The sequence below is a fragment of the Campylobacter sp. CH186 genome, from assembly GCF_004378925.1.
GTDB classification, from domain to species: domain Bacteria; phylum Campylobacterota; class Campylobacteria; order Campylobacterales; family Campylobacteraceae; genus Campylobacter_D; species Campylobacter_D jejuni.
In genome coordinates, this window is sequence record NZ_RYYB01000005.1 from 1 (window position 1) to 15,919 (window position 15,919).

The 15,919-nt window shown below is 29.5% G+C and carries 18 protein-coding genes; 9 read left to right on the forward strand and 9 right to left on the reverse strand.

Annotation, left to right across the window (positions count from 1 at the left end):
- The first annotated feature begins 113 nt into the window (after positions 1 to 113).
- From ELQ09_RS05470 to mog, 3 genes are all read left to right on the forward strand, one after another.
- A complete protein-coding gene (locus tag ELQ09_RS05470; RefSeq protein ID WP_052799588.1) occupies positions 114 to 1,868 on the forward strand; it encodes a hypothetical protein in 1,755 nt (584 codons plus the stop codon).
- A 113-nt stretch (positions 1,869 to 1,981) separates the two neighbouring features.
- Positions 1,982 to 2,965 carry a magnesium/cobalt transporter CorA gene (corA, locus tag ELQ09_RS05475; protein WP_052785398.1) on the forward strand — a complete coding sequence of 328 codons (984 nt, stop codon included), beginning with the start codon at positions 1,982 to 1,984 and terminating at the stop codon, positions 2,963 to 2,965.
- A 20-nt stretch (positions 2,966 to 2,985) separates the two neighbouring features.
- The gene (gene mog, locus ELQ09_RS05480; protein WP_052785397.1) at positions 2,986 to 3,528 is read left to right on the forward strand and encodes a molybdopterin adenylyltransferase; all 543 of its coding nucleotides are present in this window, start codon (positions 2,986 to 2,988) and stop codon (positions 3,526 to 3,528) included.
- On the opposite strand, the gene ELQ09_RS05485 is transcribed toward mog, so the two are convergent.
- Positions 3,525 to 3,710 (reverse strand): hypothetical protein, encoded by a 186-nt coding sequence (locus tag ELQ09_RS05485; RefSeq protein WP_052785396.1) that lies wholly within the window; start codon positions 3,708 to 3,710, stop codon positions 3,525 to 3,527. The two genes, mog and ELQ09_RS05485, sit on opposite strands and share 4 nt — an antisense overlap.
- 127 nt (positions 3,711 to 3,837) lie before the next feature.
- Between ELQ09_RS05485 and ELQ09_RS05490 the strand changes: the two genes are divergently transcribed.
- From ELQ09_RS05490 to ELQ09_RS05510, 5 genes are read left to right on the forward strand one after another with little or no spacing between them, the layout of a single operon-like run.
- A complete protein-coding gene (locus tag ELQ09_RS05490; RefSeq protein WP_134263821.1) occupies positions 3,838 to 5,025 on the forward strand; it encodes a M48 family metallopeptidase in 1,188 nt (395 codons plus the stop codon).
- Positions 5,022 to 5,837: a HemK/PrmC family methyltransferase gene (locus tag ELQ09_RS05495; protein ID WP_134224823.1), complete on the forward strand. Its 816-nt coding sequence runs from the start codon at positions 5,022 to 5,024 to the stop codon at positions 5,835 to 5,837. The genes ELQ09_RS05490 and ELQ09_RS05495 overlap by 4 nt, the downstream gene beginning before the upstream one ends.
- Before the next feature lie 12 nt (positions 5,838 to 5,849).
- Complete coding sequence (locus ELQ09_RS05500; RefSeq protein WP_057042779.1) at positions 5,850 to 6,320, forward strand: DUF4149 domain-containing protein; 471 nt, start codon at positions 5,850 to 5,852, stop codon at positions 6,318 to 6,320.
- Positions 6,321 to 6,358: 38 nt separating this feature from the next.
- Positions 6,359 to 7,108, forward strand: coding sequence for a flagellin C (gene flaC, locus ELQ09_RS05505; RefSeq protein WP_087684593.1), 750 nt, complete (start codon positions 6,359 to 6,361; stop codon positions 7,106 to 7,108).
- Positions 7,109 to 7,142: 34 nt separating this feature from the next.
- Positions 7,143 to 7,775, forward strand: coding sequence for a YggS family pyridoxal phosphate-dependent enzyme (locus ELQ09_RS05510; protein WP_087684595.1), 633 nt, complete (start codon positions 7,143 to 7,145; stop codon positions 7,773 to 7,775).
- 12 nt (positions 7,776 to 7,787) lie between these two features.
- Here the strand turns inward: ELQ09_RS05510 and dnaE are convergent, their stop codons facing one another.
- Positions 7,788 to 11,390, reverse strand: coding sequence for a DNA polymerase III subunit alpha (dnaE, locus tag ELQ09_RS05515; RefSeq protein WP_087684596.1), 3,603 nt, complete (start codon positions 11,388 to 11,390; stop codon positions 7,788 to 7,790).
- 193 nt (positions 11,391 to 11,583) lie between these two features.
- On the opposite strand from dnaE, the gene ELQ09_RS08485 reads away from it, so the two are divergent.
- Positions 11,584 to 11,826, forward strand: coding sequence for a SelT/SelW/SelH family (seleno)protein (locus ELQ09_RS08485; RefSeq protein WP_276322053.1), 243 nt, complete (start codon positions 11,584 to 11,586; stop codon positions 11,824 to 11,826).
- A 12-nt stretch (positions 11,827 to 11,838) separates the two neighbouring features.
- Here the strand turns inward: ELQ09_RS08485 and ELQ09_RS05525 are convergent, their stop codons facing one another.
- The 7 genes from ELQ09_RS05525 to ELQ09_RS05555 form a co-directional block, all read right to left on the reverse strand.
- Positions 11,839 to 12,168, reverse strand: a complete 330-nt coding sequence (locus tag ELQ09_RS05525; RefSeq protein WP_070300932.1) for an ArsC/Spx/MgsR family protein — start codon at positions 12,166 to 12,168, stop codon at positions 11,839 to 11,841.
- The gene (locus ELQ09_RS05530; protein WP_002857190.1) at positions 12,165 to 13,505 is read right to left on the reverse strand and encodes a 3-deoxy-7-phosphoheptulonate synthase class II; all 1,341 of its coding nucleotides are present in this window, start codon (positions 13,503 to 13,505) and stop codon (positions 12,165 to 12,167) included. The genes ELQ09_RS05525 and ELQ09_RS05530 overlap by 4 nt, the downstream gene beginning before the upstream one ends.
- A 23-nt stretch (positions 13,506 to 13,528) precedes the next feature.
- On the reverse strand, positions 13,529 to 13,942 hold the full coding sequence (uraH, locus tag ELQ09_RS05535) for a hydroxyisourate hydrolase (protein ID WP_002852246.1): 414 nt from the start codon (positions 13,940 to 13,942) through the stop codon (positions 13,529 to 13,531).
- A gap of 132 nt (positions 13,943 to 14,074) precedes the next feature.
- On the reverse strand, positions 14,075 to 14,431 hold the full coding sequence (gene rplS, locus ELQ09_RS05540; protein ID WP_002854824.1) for a 50S ribosomal protein L19: 357 nt from the start codon (positions 14,429 to 14,431) through the stop codon (positions 14,075 to 14,077).
- Between the two features lie 10 nt (positions 14,432 to 14,441).
- Positions 14,442 to 15,146, reverse strand: coding sequence for a tRNA (guanosine(37)-N1)-methyltransferase TrmD (gene trmD / locus ELQ09_RS05545; RefSeq protein ID WP_002868040.1), 705 nt, complete (start codon positions 15,144 to 15,146; stop codon positions 14,442 to 14,444).
- Positions 15,143 to 15,682: a ribosome maturation factor RimM gene (rimM, locus tag ELQ09_RS05550; RefSeq protein ID WP_070316969.1), complete on the reverse strand. Its 540-nt coding sequence runs from the start codon at positions 15,680 to 15,682 to the stop codon at positions 15,143 to 15,145. The genes trmD and rimM overlap by 4 nt, the downstream gene beginning before the upstream one ends.
- Positions 15,675 to 15,917 carry a KH domain-containing protein gene (locus tag ELQ09_RS05555; protein WP_002852144.1) on the reverse strand — a complete coding sequence of 81 codons (243 nt, stop codon included), beginning with the start codon at positions 15,915 to 15,917 and terminating at the stop codon, positions 15,675 to 15,677. The genes rimM and ELQ09_RS05555 overlap by 8 nt, the downstream gene beginning before the upstream one ends.
- Positions 15,918 to 15,919 lie beyond the last annotated feature (2 nt).

The window sequence follows — 15,919 nt, forward strand, 5'->3', positions numbered from 1 at the left end:
TTGTATTTATTTTTTTATTTTTGTTTTATTATTTAATTTTATAAAAATATAATTATCTTTTTATGCAGCTTATAAGATAATATTAGATTTTAATGTAACTATCAAGGAAAAATATGTTTGATAAAATTCATTATTATTATTTTAATGCTAATTATGAAAAATGTTTAAACTTGAGTGAGCAATTTTTAAAAGAAAGTCCAAAATTTGCTTTAGAATTTGCTACGCTTTCTTCTTATAAACTTTCTCTTTTTCAAAAAGCTTTATATTATGCTCAAGAGCTTTTTTCTTTAAATCCTACAAGTTTTAATGGTCTTATGCTTACTAAAAGCTATATTGAAAATTTAAGACTTGATGAAGCCTTGAATTTATTACAAACACTTTTAACTCGCAAAGATGATTTAGAAGATGAACTTAAGTTAGAATTGGCTTTTGTTTATAAACTAAGCAACAAACTAGAAGAATCTGAAAAAATTTTCAAAGAATTGCTTTCTAAAGATATGTATAATCTTAATCTATGGAAAAATTATGCAGAAATTTATTTTAAACATGATTTTACTAAGGCATTAAATGCACATGAACACTTGTGTCATTTTATGCAAGATTTGATTGATAAACTACAAAAAGGAATCATTGCTGAACAAACCAATCTTAACTTAGTCAAACTCGAAGATAGGCTTCATAGTAAAACCAAAGAAAATATTACCATTTCTAAAATAGAAGATTTTTTAACTCATCAAATTTTACCCCAAAAAGCATACTTGCTTTTTAAGCTTTTTAGAATATCTGATTCTTTAGAACTTTTTCAATCACTACAAGAAGCCAATCAACACCATGCACAGTTTTGGCAAAACTATGCTAAGGTATTAGAATTTAACTCAAACTATCAAGAAGCTTATCATGCTTATAAAAAATGTCTTAGCTTGGATTCTCATGCAACCTATCAATTTGATTTGGCTTATCTTTTGATGCGTATGGGAGTGGATGATAATTTTGAAGAGGGCAAAAAATATTATGAAAGCAGATTGTTTTATGCTCATAATGAAACTTTTTCTACTTATCATTATAATGAAAGCATAAAAGCTTTTAATAAATTTGGCGTTGATGCTTTTAAAAATAAAGAAGTTTTGGTATTTTGCGAGCAAGGCTTTGGCGATACTATAATGTATGCAAGATGCTTAAAAAAACTTTGTAAAATCGCTTCAAAGGTTTTATTTGCTCCTCAAAGTGCCATGTATGAAATGTTTAAAAATCAAATCAAATTTTTAAATCAAAATGATGATATTTTTAAAAATATAAAGGTTTTAAAAAATCTACCTACAAATTTTGATTATGCTATTCCTATTTGCTCTTTGCCTTTTTTTATTGATATTAAGCTTAATGAGATTTCACGATTAAAAACACCTATATTGCCACAGAAAAAACCGCATAATCAAAGAAAAAAACTTGGTATTTTTTATGCTACTCCTAATGCTGAAAATTCTGATTTATTAAGAAATGTAAAATTTGAATTTTTATTTAATATATTAAAAGACTTAGATTATGAAATCATTTCTTTTCAAATGCAATTAAAAGAAGAATTGCCTAAGGAAATAGAAGATAGAAGCAAGCTTATAAAAAATTGGAATGATACTCTAAATTATTTATATGATATTGACTGTATGCTTAGTATTGATAGTGCTATAGCACATTTAAGCTTAGCTATGGATATTCCTACTATAGTTCTTTTACATCCTAGGTTTGATTGGCGTTGGGGAAAATTTGAAAATCCTAAAAGTTATTTTTGGCCAAAAGCAAAATGTTTTATCATAAAAGAACAAGAAGAAACAAAAAGGAATTTGCAAAAACTGATTAAAGATATTTTAAACTAAAGCTTAGTTTAAGAGCTTTAGATGGAAAATTTGGTTTTTGATTTGCAAAAATTAAAAAATTGATTTTTAAACTAATCAAGGTATAATTTTAAAGTTAAAAATAAGGAATAACTATGCTATATGTTTATATCAAAACTCAAAATGCTTTAGTTCAAAGAATCAACTTTAATCTCGATAGCCAAGAACTACCACAAAATATTTTGTGGATTGATTTACTTCATCCAAGTGCAGCGGAAATTGCTTTTATATCAAGTGAGTTTAATCTTGAATTTCCTACAAAAGAAGAAAGAGAAGAAATAGAACTTAGTGCAAAATATTGGGAAGATAATGCAACAATAACCATCAATGCTCATTTTTTAGTAAGAGATCTTAAAAGCAATGAAGAAGATAGGAATTTAATCAAGCTTCGCACAGAAATTGTTACTTTTGCTACCGCTAAAAATATCTTATTTACTATAAGATATAACGAATTTAGCACTTTTGAAGAAATTCAAGCAAGGATTTTAGCTAGTCCGAAGAATTTTGAAGATGGTTTTGATATTATTGATAAAATGTTTGAAGTGCGTGTTGAAAAAGATGCGGATTTGCTAGAATGGATAGATAAAGAAGCAAGACGCTTAAGAACAAGTGTTTTAGAAAAAAAAGATGAATATAGTTATGATGAAATGCTAAAGGATATTTCAAGTTTACAAGAGCTTAATATGCGTGTAAGAGATTCTTTATTTGATAAACGTCGTGCTATGACTTCTTTGCTAAAAAGTGATAAAATCGATAAAGATATAAAACAAAATCTCACTATAGTTTTAAAAGACTTAAATTCTTTGGTTGAATTTAGTGTTTCGCAACTTAATATTTTAGACAATATTCAAACCATTTTAGCCAGCCAAATCAACATAGAACAAAATAAAATCATTAAAATTTTTACCGTTGCAACTGTTGCCATGATGCCACCTACTTTAATAGGAACTGTTTATGGTATGAATTTTAAATTCATGCCAGAACTTGAACTTCACTATGCTTATCCCATAGTACTTGGTGTGATGGTAATTTCTATCATTTTACCTTTGGTTGTTTTCAAGAAAAAAGGATGGTTATAAAAATTTATTAAGGAGAAACAATGGATACAATAAACATAGGAATTTTAACCCTAAGCGATAGAGCAAGTAGTGGCATATATGAAGATAAAGCTACTGCTGAAATTGAAAGAGTGTTAAATTCATATATAAAAAATGATATTATTTATCATAAAGAATTAATCCCTGATGATTATGATTTAATCATTAAAAAATTACTTTATTTAGCAGATGAAAAAAAATGCGATTTGATTGTTACAAGCGGAGGTACAGGTCCAGCACTTCGTGATGTAACCCCAGAAGCTACGGAAGCCGTGTGCGATAAAATGATGCCAGGTTTTGGAGAGCTTATGCGCTTAGAAAGTTTAAAATATGTGCCAACAGCTATACTTTCAAGACAGAGTGCAGGAATTCGCAATAAATCTTTTATCATTAATTTACCAGGAAATCCTAAAGCTATAAAAGAATGTCTAGAGCCTGTTTTTCCAGCTATACCTTATTGCATTGATTTAATAGAAGGTGCTTATATACAAGCAAATGATGAAGTTATTAAGGTTTTTCGCCCTAAGAAAAAATGTCAAAATTAAAATTTATTAGCTCTGATAAGTCTGCTTAATTGTCTAGCAAGCAGACTTGCCGAAGCTTTATCTTTGCTTATCTTTTGCACTTTATTTTTAAACTTACAAAGTCTGTCATCTAAAATCGCATCATTGATTGGAATTTTAGGCTTTTCTTTTTGTTTTTGTGAAATCTTTTTCTTAAAAAACATTCTTTAATCCTTTTTTTATAAATATACACCAACTTAGTTGAAAAGAATATTATTTTAGATTTTAAACTATTAACTTTATTTCATTATTTTAAGCTAGAATTTGCAAAAAACTAATCAAGGAAAAATAATGACTTTAATTGCAATTTTATGTCTTTACACAGCACTTTTATCTTGGATTTCCTATACTCAAATTCATTTCTTAGAAAGAGAAAAAGACAAACAAGCTCAAATTTTAAGCGAAAAAGACTATCAAAATGCAGCAAATATTGCCATCGAAAATGAAAAATTTAAACTATTTTCCAATTTTTATAATTTAATCATCAGTATTGCATGGATAGGTTTTGGATTTTTATATCTTAAAGAATTGCTTATCTCAAGCAACACTCGTTTTGAAAATACTTTATTTTTATTATCTTTTTTGATAATCACAAGTATTTTAAATCTACCTTTAAGTATTTATGAAAGTTTTATCAAAGATAAAGCCCATGGTTTTTCAAATATGACTGTAAAACTTTTTATCAAAGATACTATGAAAAGTCTTATTTTAACTTTAATATTTGGATTTTTAATCCTTTATGCTTTGCTTTTTTGCTATGATTTTTTTGGAACTTTTTGGTGGATTGCGGCCTTTATTTTTGCCTTTTGTATTATAGTGATTATAAATCTCATCTACCCTACCTTGATAGCACCTATTTTTAATAAAATGGAAAAACTAGACGATGAAAATTTACTGAAAAAAATCAGCTCTTTAATGAAACAATGTGGGTTTAGTGCAAATGGGGTTTATGTTATTGATGCAAGCAAAAGAGATAAGCGTTTAAATGCTTATTTTGGTGGACTTTTTAAAAGCAAAAGAGTGGTGCTTTTTGATACATTATTAAAAGCCTTAAATGAAAGAGAACTTTTAGCTGTTTTGGGACACGAGCTTGGACATTTTGTTCATAAGGATATTATCAAAGCTTTATTTAACGGCGCTATAACTATGTTTTTACTTTTTTTTGTTTTTGCAAATTTACCTGAATTTGTTTACTTAGAAAGTCATCTAGAAGCAGTAAATGGTGGTGTGTTCGCTCTTTTATTTATCTTTGCAAATATTTTTAGCTTTTTAATCTCTCCTATGCTTAATGCCTTAAGTAGAAAAAATGAATTTGCAGCTGATCAACACGGAGCTAAAGTTACAAGCAAAGAAGATATGAAAAATGCATTGATAGCTCTAGCAAGAGAAAATAAAGCTTTTATCAAAACAAGTAAAATATATACATTTTTTTATCTCAGTCATCCAAGTATTAGTGATAGAATCAAGGCTCTTTCTTGACTATAAAAAATGCTCTTATGGAAGCTAAATCTAGCTTAAAAGGTTATGAAAATGAAGCTGTATTTATGCTTTGCGAATATCTAAAAAAAGATAAAGCTTGGTTATTTTTAAACCAAGATATAAAAATAGATCATGAACCTTATTTTGAGCTTATAAAGCGTTTTAAATCTGGAGAACCTTTTGAATATATATTTGAAAAAGTGGATTTTTGGGGCTTAGAATTTAAGATAAAAAAAGGCGTTCTAATCCCTCGCTACGATAGTGAAATTTTACTTTTTCAAATTTTAAATTTATGCAAAAAAAATACTTTTAATGGGATTTTAGAAATAGGATTTGGAAGCGGAATTTTAAGCATTGTTTTAGCCAAAGAACTTGGGTTAAAAATCACAGCCTGTGATATCAATCCCAAAGCCTTAGAATTAGCTTTAGAGAATGCCAAATTACACAAAGTCGATCACTTGATTGACTTTAAACTTTGTAATTTTAAGCAAATTAAAGAAAATTATGATTTTATTTTTTCAAATCCACCTTATATTAAAAATTCATATCCTATAGATATTTGGGTGCAAAAAGAACCCAAAGAGGCTTTATTTGGCGGAGAAAAAGGATATGAAATTCTAGAAGAAATCATACATTTTTCCCTTGATAAAAAAGTTAAATTTTTAGCTTGCGAATTTGGCTATGATCAAAAAGAAATTTTGGAAAAAATTTTATATCAAAATAATTTCATTGTTGATTTTTTCAAAGATGAACAAGGTTATAATCGTGCTTTTGTAGCTAAATTTACAAATATGCGTTATGATAAAAAATAAAAGGAGAAACTCTTGAAAGCTGTTAATTTATTTTTACTTGCCTCCATCATAGGGGTTGAACTCATACTAGGAATAGTTGTTGCACCAACAATTTTTTTTCCTCAAAATCTTATAGGAGAAGGAGTGTTGAGCCATTTTCAAAGTGGCTTAATGATGACGCAAATTTTTATTAAAATGGGATATTTACTGATTTTTGTTTCAGCGGTTAATTTTTTATATGAAATTTATTCTCTTATAAAAGATGAAATGAAATTTCAAATAAAATTTTCAAAATTTATGCTGAGTTTGCTTATTTTGATTTTAAGCTTAATATTTGTTTTTTATTTTACTAATACCATAATTGAACTCCAAAACTTAGGCGAAAACGCTACAAAAACTCAAGAATTTATCAGTATCCATAATGCAAGTGAAGTGGTGATTAAAATCATCTTGATAATGCAAGTTTTTTTATATTTCTTAAGCTTTAAAATAGCAAAAAAATGATAAAATATTAAATAAATCCAAAAGAGAAGGAGTAGGCCATGATGATCTCTGATGCAACTATGATGCAACAAAATTATTATTTAAACAATGCACAAAAAGCTAGCGATAAAGCTTTAGAAAATATTGCAGCTGTTCGCGCAATAAGTGGAATTGATAGTGCTAATTTAGCTATTGCTGATTCTTTAAGATCTCAATCAAGCACTATAGATCAAGGTGTCGCAAATGCTTATGATGCTATAGGGGTTTTACAAATTGCAGATGCTAGCCTTACCAATATCTCTCAAAGCGCAGATAGACTTAATGAACTTTCAGTAAAAATGAACAATGCTGCACTTAATGATTCTCAAAAAGGAATGCTAAGAACAGAAGCAACACGCATACAAGAATCCATCAATGATTCTTTTAATAATGCAACTTATAATGGAAAAAATGTCTTTCAAACTATGAATTTTGTAGTAGGTAGCGGAACTGAAACTACAAATTTAAATCCATTAGCAACAGGTGGATTAAGCATAGATAATCAAGATAGTATTACAAATTTTATGGATCAACTTGGAAGTTTAAGAAGTGAAATAGGCTCAGGTATCAATGCCATTACATCAAATATTAATGCAAGTGTTCAAAACAGCATCAACTCAAAAGCAGCTGAAAATAATTTACTAAATAATGACATGGCAAAAAATGTTAATGATTTTAATGCCAATTATCTAAAAGAAAATGCTGCTGCTTTTGTTGCTGCGCAATCCAACATACAGCTTCAAAGCAAAATTGCTAATTTGTTACAATAATATAAGCCCTAAATAGGGCTTATTTCTTTATCAAATGACTTTAGAGCAAATTTTAGAAAAAACCAAAAACGTTCGTCTTGTAGCCGCAAGCAAGTATATCGATGCAAGTGTAATTGAAAAGCTTTTTGATCAAGGTATAGTAGAATTTGGAGAAAATCAAGTCCAAGCTCTAGCACAAAAAAAAGAAAATCTTGATGAAAAAAAATTAGACATAAAGTGGCATTTTATAGGAACTCTACAAAGCAACAAAATCAATCTCTTAATCAAACAAAAACCTATATTATGGCACTCTTGTAATGGTATTAAAATAGCTAAAGCTATGGACAAAAGACTTGATTATCAATTAAATACTTTATTAGAAATCAATAGTGCAAATGAAAATAGCAAAAGCGGTCTAGATCCAAATCAAGCTGTAGAAGAATATTTACAAATACAAGAAGAATGCTCCAATCTAAATCTTTGTGGCGTAATGAGTATAGGATCACACAGCCAAGATAAAGAAAGTATTATAAAAAGCTTTGAAACTACATTTAAAATTTATGAAATTCTTCAAAAACATGGGGCTAAAATTTGCTCTATGGGGATGAGTAATGATTTTGAAATTGCTATAAAATGCGGATCTAACTTAGTAAGACTTGGAAGTATTTTATTTAAAAATCTTAAGTAAGAACAATCTTACTTAAGCATATTTATTAGAAATTTCCTCTACTATACTATCAGAGATAATAAAATCTGTATGATAAAGCAAGCAAGATCCCGCGCTAATAACTTTTAAAACAAGTTTTTTATTATTTTTTTCATTAGGATTATGTGCATTTCTAGCAATTTCATGAATTTCATAGATTAATTCTCTATTTAACCTTGTCAAATCTAGCTCTATGATATTTTTTTCAAATTCCTTAGGTTCTGCGGTAAAATGATTTTCTTCTTTATTTTTGAAATCTTTTTTTGCTCCAAATTTTTTTATAGCTTTAATCTCACCATCTTCAAGACTTTGTAAATCTTTAATTGCTTTTAAAAAAAAGCTAGGCTTCTCCCCTCCCTCAGCTTTAAATCCCAATACAAAACCATAGGCATTATTTTTTAAATTTTCATCTTTGATGATGTTTTCTATTTCTTCTACATTGCTTTCAAATACAGTAGCATCAAACGAAGAATAATAATCCAAAATTTCAATTCTACCATAACGCTTATTATTTTTACTCATCATGGATTTGAAATCTTCAATTTTACCTATACTTAAAATTTCTCCATTGTTTTTTAAACTTTCAAAATCTAAACTTTTAACATAATTTATGGCATTAATTTGTTCATAAAATCGATCTAAAGGATGGCCTGAAACATAAATTCCTAAAATTTCTTTTTCATATCCTAATTTTTCCATCACTTCAAATTCTTCATTTTTGGGAGTAAAATTTACTTGAACACCTGAAGTTAATTCCTCTTCACCAAAAAGAGAACTTGCAGCATTTTTTCTTACTTCAGCCATTTTACGCGATGCTTCGCTAAGATTTTCCATATTATCAAACAAAGCTTTTCTAGTAAAACCAAACTCATCAAAAGCCCCTGCCTTAATAAGACTTTCTAATGTTCTACGGTTTATTTTGGTAGGATCTATCTTACCTAAGAAATCATTAATATCCTTAAATTCTCCATCTTGTCTTGCTTCAAGTAAATTTTCAACTGCAGGAATACCCACACTTTTTATAGCCCCAAGTCCGTATATAATAGCATCCTTGCCATCTTGCTCTAAAGCACTAAATTCACGGATCGCTTTGTTAATCGATGGAGGTAAAAGTTTAATATTCATTTTTTTCATCTCATCAATATAAACAGCAATTTTATCCACATTGTTTTCTTCGCTTGTTAAAAGCGCTGCCATAAATTCACTAGGATAATAAGTTTTTAAATAAGCTGTTTGAAAAGTAATCAACGCATAAGCCGCAGAGTGAGATTTATTAAAACCATATCCTGCAAATTTTACGATAAGCTCCCATAAATCCTCAGCTTTTGCTCTATCATATCCTTGTTTTTCTGCTCCATCTGCAAAATCAGTCTTAAGCTTTTTCATCTTCTCAGGATCTTTTTTACCCATAGCACGACGCACTACATCAGCACCTCCTAAAGAAAAGCCACCTATAATTTGAACAATTTGCATAACTTGCTCTTGATAAACAATAACCCCATAAGTAGGTTCTAAAACCTTTTCTAAACTGTCAAAAGGATATTCTATGCTTTTTAAACCGTGCTTTCTATCGATAAAATCATCAAGCATTCCTGATTCCATAGGACCTGGACGATAAAGCGCAAGAACCGCAATGATATCTTCAAAACGCTCTGGTTTTAAGCGTGCATTTAAACTTTGCATACCGCCTGATTCGATTTGAAAAATTCCCAAAGTATTTCCACTTTGTATGGTTTTATAAACTTTGCTATCATTTACATCTATAGTTTCCCAAATAATGTCTTTATTGTAACGCTTTTTAATAAGCTTGATCGCATTATTGATTACTGTTAAAGTTTTAAGACCTAAAAAGTCGAATTTTATCAAATCCACATCTTCTAAATGATCTTTAGAATACTGCGTTACTAAATGTCTTTCATCATTTTTACTTTGTCTAAAAAGCGGAGTTTTCTTCCATAAACTTTCATTAGAAATTACAACACCTGCTGCGTGCATACCCGCATTGCGATTTAATCCTTCTAAAGCTCTTGCATACTCCCAAACTTCAGGACCTTTAGGATGACGATCGATAAATTCTTTGATTTTAGGTTCTTTTTCATAAGCAGCATCAAGAGTGATTTTAAGCTCTTCAGGCACAAGTTTAGCAAGCTCATCAGCATCTTGAATACTCATATCACAAACTCTAGCCACATCACGAATCACCCCTTTAGCCAAAAGTTTACCAAAGGTAATCACCTGTGCAACCTTATCCGCTCCATATTTATCAATCACATAATCAATCACTTCAGCACGTCTGTCTTGACAAAAATCCACATCAATATCAGGCATGCTCACACGCTCAGGATTTAAAAAACGCTCAAAAAGTAGACTATAAGGAATAGGATCTAAATCCGTAATCCTTAAACAATAAGAAACCAAACTTCCTGCAGCTGATCCTCTTCCAGGGCCTACTGGAATACCTTTATCCTTAGCCACTTTAATAAAATCATGAACAATAAGCATATAACCTGAAAATTTCATATTTTTAATGATGTTAATTTCTACTTCAAGTCTTTGTTTGTATTCTTCATGCTTACTTTCATCAATAAATTTTAATCTCTCTTCAAGTCCTTTTTTACAAAGTTCTTCAAAAACTATGTCATCATTATCAAAGCTAAATTCTTTTGTTTCTTCAGGTAAGATAATATTATGATCTTTAGCATATTCTCTTGTAAATTTAAAATTCGGTGGAGTGGGATTGCCAAGATTAAGCTCTAAATTACATTTTTGCGCGATTTCTTGTGTATTTTCTATAGCTTCTGGAATATCTGCAAAAAGCTCACTCATTTGCTCAGGGCTTTTAACATAAAATTCATGCACACTATGACGCATTCTATCAGGATCGTTAAGTTTTTTTCCCATGGCTATACACATAAAAACCTCATGGGCAGCCGCTCTTTCTTTAAAAGTATAATGCGTATCATTTGTAGCAATAATTTTTATATTTAATTCTTTAGAAAGTCTGATAATATCATCATCTATCATTCTTTGATCGCCTATACCATGACGCATGATTTCAAAATAAAAATCATCTTTAAAAACTTTTTTATACCATAATGCCGCTTCTTTTGCTGCTTCATAGCCTTTTGCACCAAAACGCACATTTCTTTCACTATAAGTATTTAAGTGCCAATTTACTTCACCTTGCAAGCAAGCAGAAGAGCAAATAAGACCTTCACTATAGTCTTCCAAAAGCTTTTTATTGATACGCGGATAATAATACAAGCCTTTAATATAACTTTGAGAACTTAGATACATTAAATTTTGATATCCAATCTCATTTTTTGCATACAAACAAAGGTGAAAACGCTGGCGAGAACTTTTATCATCTAATTCATCGTGATTATGCAAATACGCTTCCATGCCAATGATAGGTTTTAAACCTTGTGCTTTCATTGTTTGATAAAAATCAATTGCCCCAAACATATTTCCATGATCTGTCATAGCCACACTTGTAGCACCCTGTTCTTTTAAAGTCAAAGCTAATTCTTTAAGCTTATTAGCTCCATCAAGTAAAGAATATTCTGTATGCAAATGCAAGTGTGTAAATTGGCTCATTTTCTTCCTTTAATTTTTTAAGGCTTATTTTAATTTTGATAAAAATTATAAATTTTTCTCGCTGAATTTGAAAGAAATTAGCCCTAAATTTCAACTTAAATTTTGACAAAAAGGCAAAAATTCAGCCAAAATAAACTATAATAAAATCTAAGATTTTAATCTTAATAAAAAGAACTTTTCAAAGGATGAAATGATGAAAGTAAAAATTGCTTATTGCAATCTTTGAAATTATCACCCACAAGCTGCAAGGGTTGCAGAAGAACTACAAAGCGATTTCAAAGATGTTGAAGTAGAATTTGAAATTGGCGGCAGAGGTGATTTTATCGTTGAAGTAGACGGAAAAGTTATCTTCTCTAAAACACAACTTATTAATTGCGAAAGTGAAAGATTTCCACATCAAAATGAAATTAATCAATTGATAAAAAATAGAGTGTAATCAAACACTCTATTATAACATTTTTTCATATTCCTTACCAATATATATGTTTTGCTCATACTCGATAATAGGACGCTTAATACAACTTGGATTTTCTAATACAATTTTTTCAAGTTCTTTTTCATTTAAACTTTTAACTTTTTCTTTGTTTAAACCAAGTTTTTTAGAAGTTAATCCAGCAGTATTGATAAGTTCTTCAAAAGATTTTTGTTTTAACCATGTATATAAAATATCTTGACTAATCTTTTTAATATCCATAAAATCAAACACAATGCCTTTTTGTGTTAAAGCATCCATAGCTTTTTTTACAGAATTGCAATTTTTAATACCATAAAGTTTCATTTTCTAGCCTTTTTTACTAAATCTGCAATTAAAAAAGCAAGCTCTAATGCTTGATCCGCATTAAGTCTTGGATCGCATTGAGTCTCATAACGATCTTCCAAGCTTTGAGCAGTAACATTGCTTGCACCACCTGTGCATTCTGTTACATCTTTACCAGTCATTTCAAGATGCACTCCACCTGGATAAACTCCTTCGCTTATTGCAATCTCAAAAAAAGATCTCACTTCTTGCATGATTTTATCAAACTCACGTGTTTTAAAATTACCTGCTTTTACTGTATTTCCATGCATAGGATCTATGCTATATACTAAATTTAAACCTTCACTTTTAAGTTTAGAGAAAATTTTTGGCAAATTATTGATAATTTTATCTGCACCCATGCGGATAATAATATTTAATCTTCCTTCTTCATTATTTGGATTTAAAACATTTGCTAAAGCTATGATATCATCTGCACTTGCACTAGGTCCTATTTTAACCCCTAAAGGATTTTTTACTCCTCTTAAAAAATGTACATGAGCTTCATCAAGCGCCCTTGTTCTTTCACCTATCCAAAGCATATGAGCTGAACAATCGTAAATTTCCCCACTTAAACTATCCACTCTAGTTAAAGCTTCTTCATAAGGCAAAAGTAAAGCTTCATGTGAAGTATAAACGCTAACTTCTCTTAGACTCGGCGTATTACTTGTATTAATTCCACAAGCTTCCATAAAAGCTAAAGCTTGTGAAATTTTTTCACTGATATCAGTATATTGCTTATGGAGTTCACTCTTTTTTAAAAAGCCCAAATTCCAACGATGCACTTCATGCAAATCTGCTAAACCACCCTTAGCAAATCCACGCAACAAATTTAGCGTTGTTGCACTTTGATAATAAGCTTCAAGCATTCTATGTGGATCAGGAATGCGTGCTTGTTCGCTAAATTCAAAACCATTAATAATATCACCACGATAACTAGGAAGACTTATACCATTTAACTCTTCAAAATCACTACTTCTTGGCTTGGCAAACTGCCCTGCAATACGACCAATTTTTACAACAGGACATCCACCGGCAAATGTAAGCACTATAGCCATTTGAAGTAAAATTTTAAACATATCACGGATATTTACAGCGCCAAAATTTTCAAAGCTTTCAGCACAATCTCCACCTTGAAGTAAAAAAGCTTCTTTTTTACAAACTCTTGCTAAAGACTTTTGAAGATTTCTCACTTCTCCAGCAAAAACCAAAGGAGGAAGCTTCTCAAGTCTTGCTAAAACTCTATTCATTTCCTCTTGATCTGGATAGATAGGTTGCTGTTTTATAGGATAGTTTTTCCAAGAATTCTTAGTCCACATAGTTTTTTCTTTCGTTTTATTTATCAGCTTCCTCTATAAGTTGAATAACCAAAAGGAGAAAGGGTTATTGGAACATGATAATGTTTTTGATCTTTAGAAAGCTCAAAACTTACCTCTACAAAAGGATAAAAAGTATTTATTTTGTGTGATGTGTAATAGTCTTTTGTGAAAAATTTAAGCTTATAAATTCCAAAAGCCCTATTTTCAGCTTTTTCATATGGTAATAAATCTCCTATTCTACCATTTTCTTCGGTAAATTCTTCACTTACTTTTTTCCACTGTTGATTTGCTTCCAACTTATAAAGCTCAACTTTTACTTTAGGAGCAGGTTGTCCAGAAGTAATATCCAAAACATGAGTACTTAATTGATATTCAGTAGCACTCAAAAACATTGGCACGCTTGCTAGTATTAATAAAGTTTTTTTAATAGAAAACATTTTCTCTCCTTGTATAATATTTACAAAGAATATTATACAAGAGTATTATTAATAATTAAAATCAAATAATAAAAATTATAAATTAATTATAATTATTTAATTGTTAGACTTATAATAAAAAATAATTATAAATTATTTTTTAAGCTCTTTAATACGCGCTGCTTTACCGCGTCTATCTCTTAAGTAGAATAATCTTGCACGGCGTACACGACCACGACGCAAAACAGTAATACTTTCTAAACTTTCACTATAAATAGGGAAAATTCTCTCAACGCCAACATTATTAGCACCCATTTTACGCACGATAAAAGTTTCACTTACGCCATTACCTCTTCTAGCAATACAAATACCCTCAAAATTTTGGATTCTTGTTTTATCCCCTTCTTTGATGCGAATTGCAAGCTTTAAAGTATCACCAGCACGAAAATCTGGAACATTTTTACCTTCAATTTGTTTTGCTTCAAATTGTTCTATATATTTATTTTTCATAAAAAATCCCTTATTTTTTGCGTTCATGCTCTAAAAATAAATCTGGACGAAAAAATTTCGTTTTGCAAGACGCCAAAGTAGTTTTTAAACTTGCAATTCTAGCGTGATTACCCTTTAAAAACTCTGAAGGAGTATAAAATTTTTTATTTTTTTTCTCAAAAATAAAAGGTTTTGAAAAAGCAGGCGCTTCGAGTAAATTATTTTCAAAGCTTTCTTCTTCCAAACTTTCCATATTCCCTAAAACCCCGTTAACATTTCTTAAAATCGCATCACACATTACAAGCGCAGGTAATTCTCCTCCTGTTAAAATAAAATCCCCTATGCTAAAAACTTCATTCGCAAAAATTTCAAGCACTCTTTCATCTATACCTTCATAACGCCCGCATACAAAAACTATATGTTCTTTTTTACTTAAGCGTTTGGCATCTTTTTGATTAAAGGTTTTACCACTTGGATTTAAAAAAATAAAATAGGGATTTTCTTTTTTTTCTTGAATACTTCTTAACACCTCATACATAGGTTCAGCTTGCATCAAAAGTCCAGCTCCGCCACCTATTTTATAATCATCGACTTTATGATAGGAATTTTTAGAAAAATCTCTTGGATTATAAAAATTAAGTTTAAAAAGTTTTTTTTCTTTTGCTCTTGCAAGTATAGAATCTTGAAAGTAAAATTCCATAAGATTAGGAAACAAAGAAACGAAACTAAATTTCATGAATTTTCTAAAATTAAAAAAGCATCTTGCGTGCAAAAAATCTGTCGTTTTTCTATATCTATATTTTTAATAAATTTATCTAAATATGGAATAAAAAATATTTTAGGATATTTTTTTTCCACCCATTTTTCATCACTTTGAATTTCAAATAAATAAGAAGCTCCAGTTTCCAAGATATCAACCACTTTACCTAATCTTTTATCTTCTTCAAAAACTTCACACTCTAAAATATCAAAATAAAAAAACTCATCTTTTTTTAATTTACAAGTTTGTCTGCTTTTCTCGATACTCTGAAAAAGAATAAGATTAGTTAATTCTTTGGCCTTTTCTATATCTTCATAATTTTCAAATAAAACAGTAGAATTGCTTGCATTATAATGCTTAATCTTTAACATTTCTTTGGTGTTTTTTATAAAAAAAGTAGCATCTTTTTTAAATTGAGAAGAAAAGTCGCTCAGGTTATGCAATTTTACATAACCCTTAAGACCCACAGTTTTACCAAGTTTTGCAACTTGAACAAAATCTTTTTCACTCAAGTGCTTTTACCGTTACTCTATAAGAACTTGCATCCTTACTCTTATAAGCAGAGATTACGGTTTTTATAGCATTGATCATTTTTCCATTTTTACCTATAAGCTTACCTGTATCAACCTTATGTGCAAAAAGAACAATCTCAAAAAAATTTTCACTTAATTCAATTTTTTGAGTATCAATCTGTTCAGGATAATCTGCAATTAATTTTGCGTATTCTCTAAGAAAATTCTCTACCATGA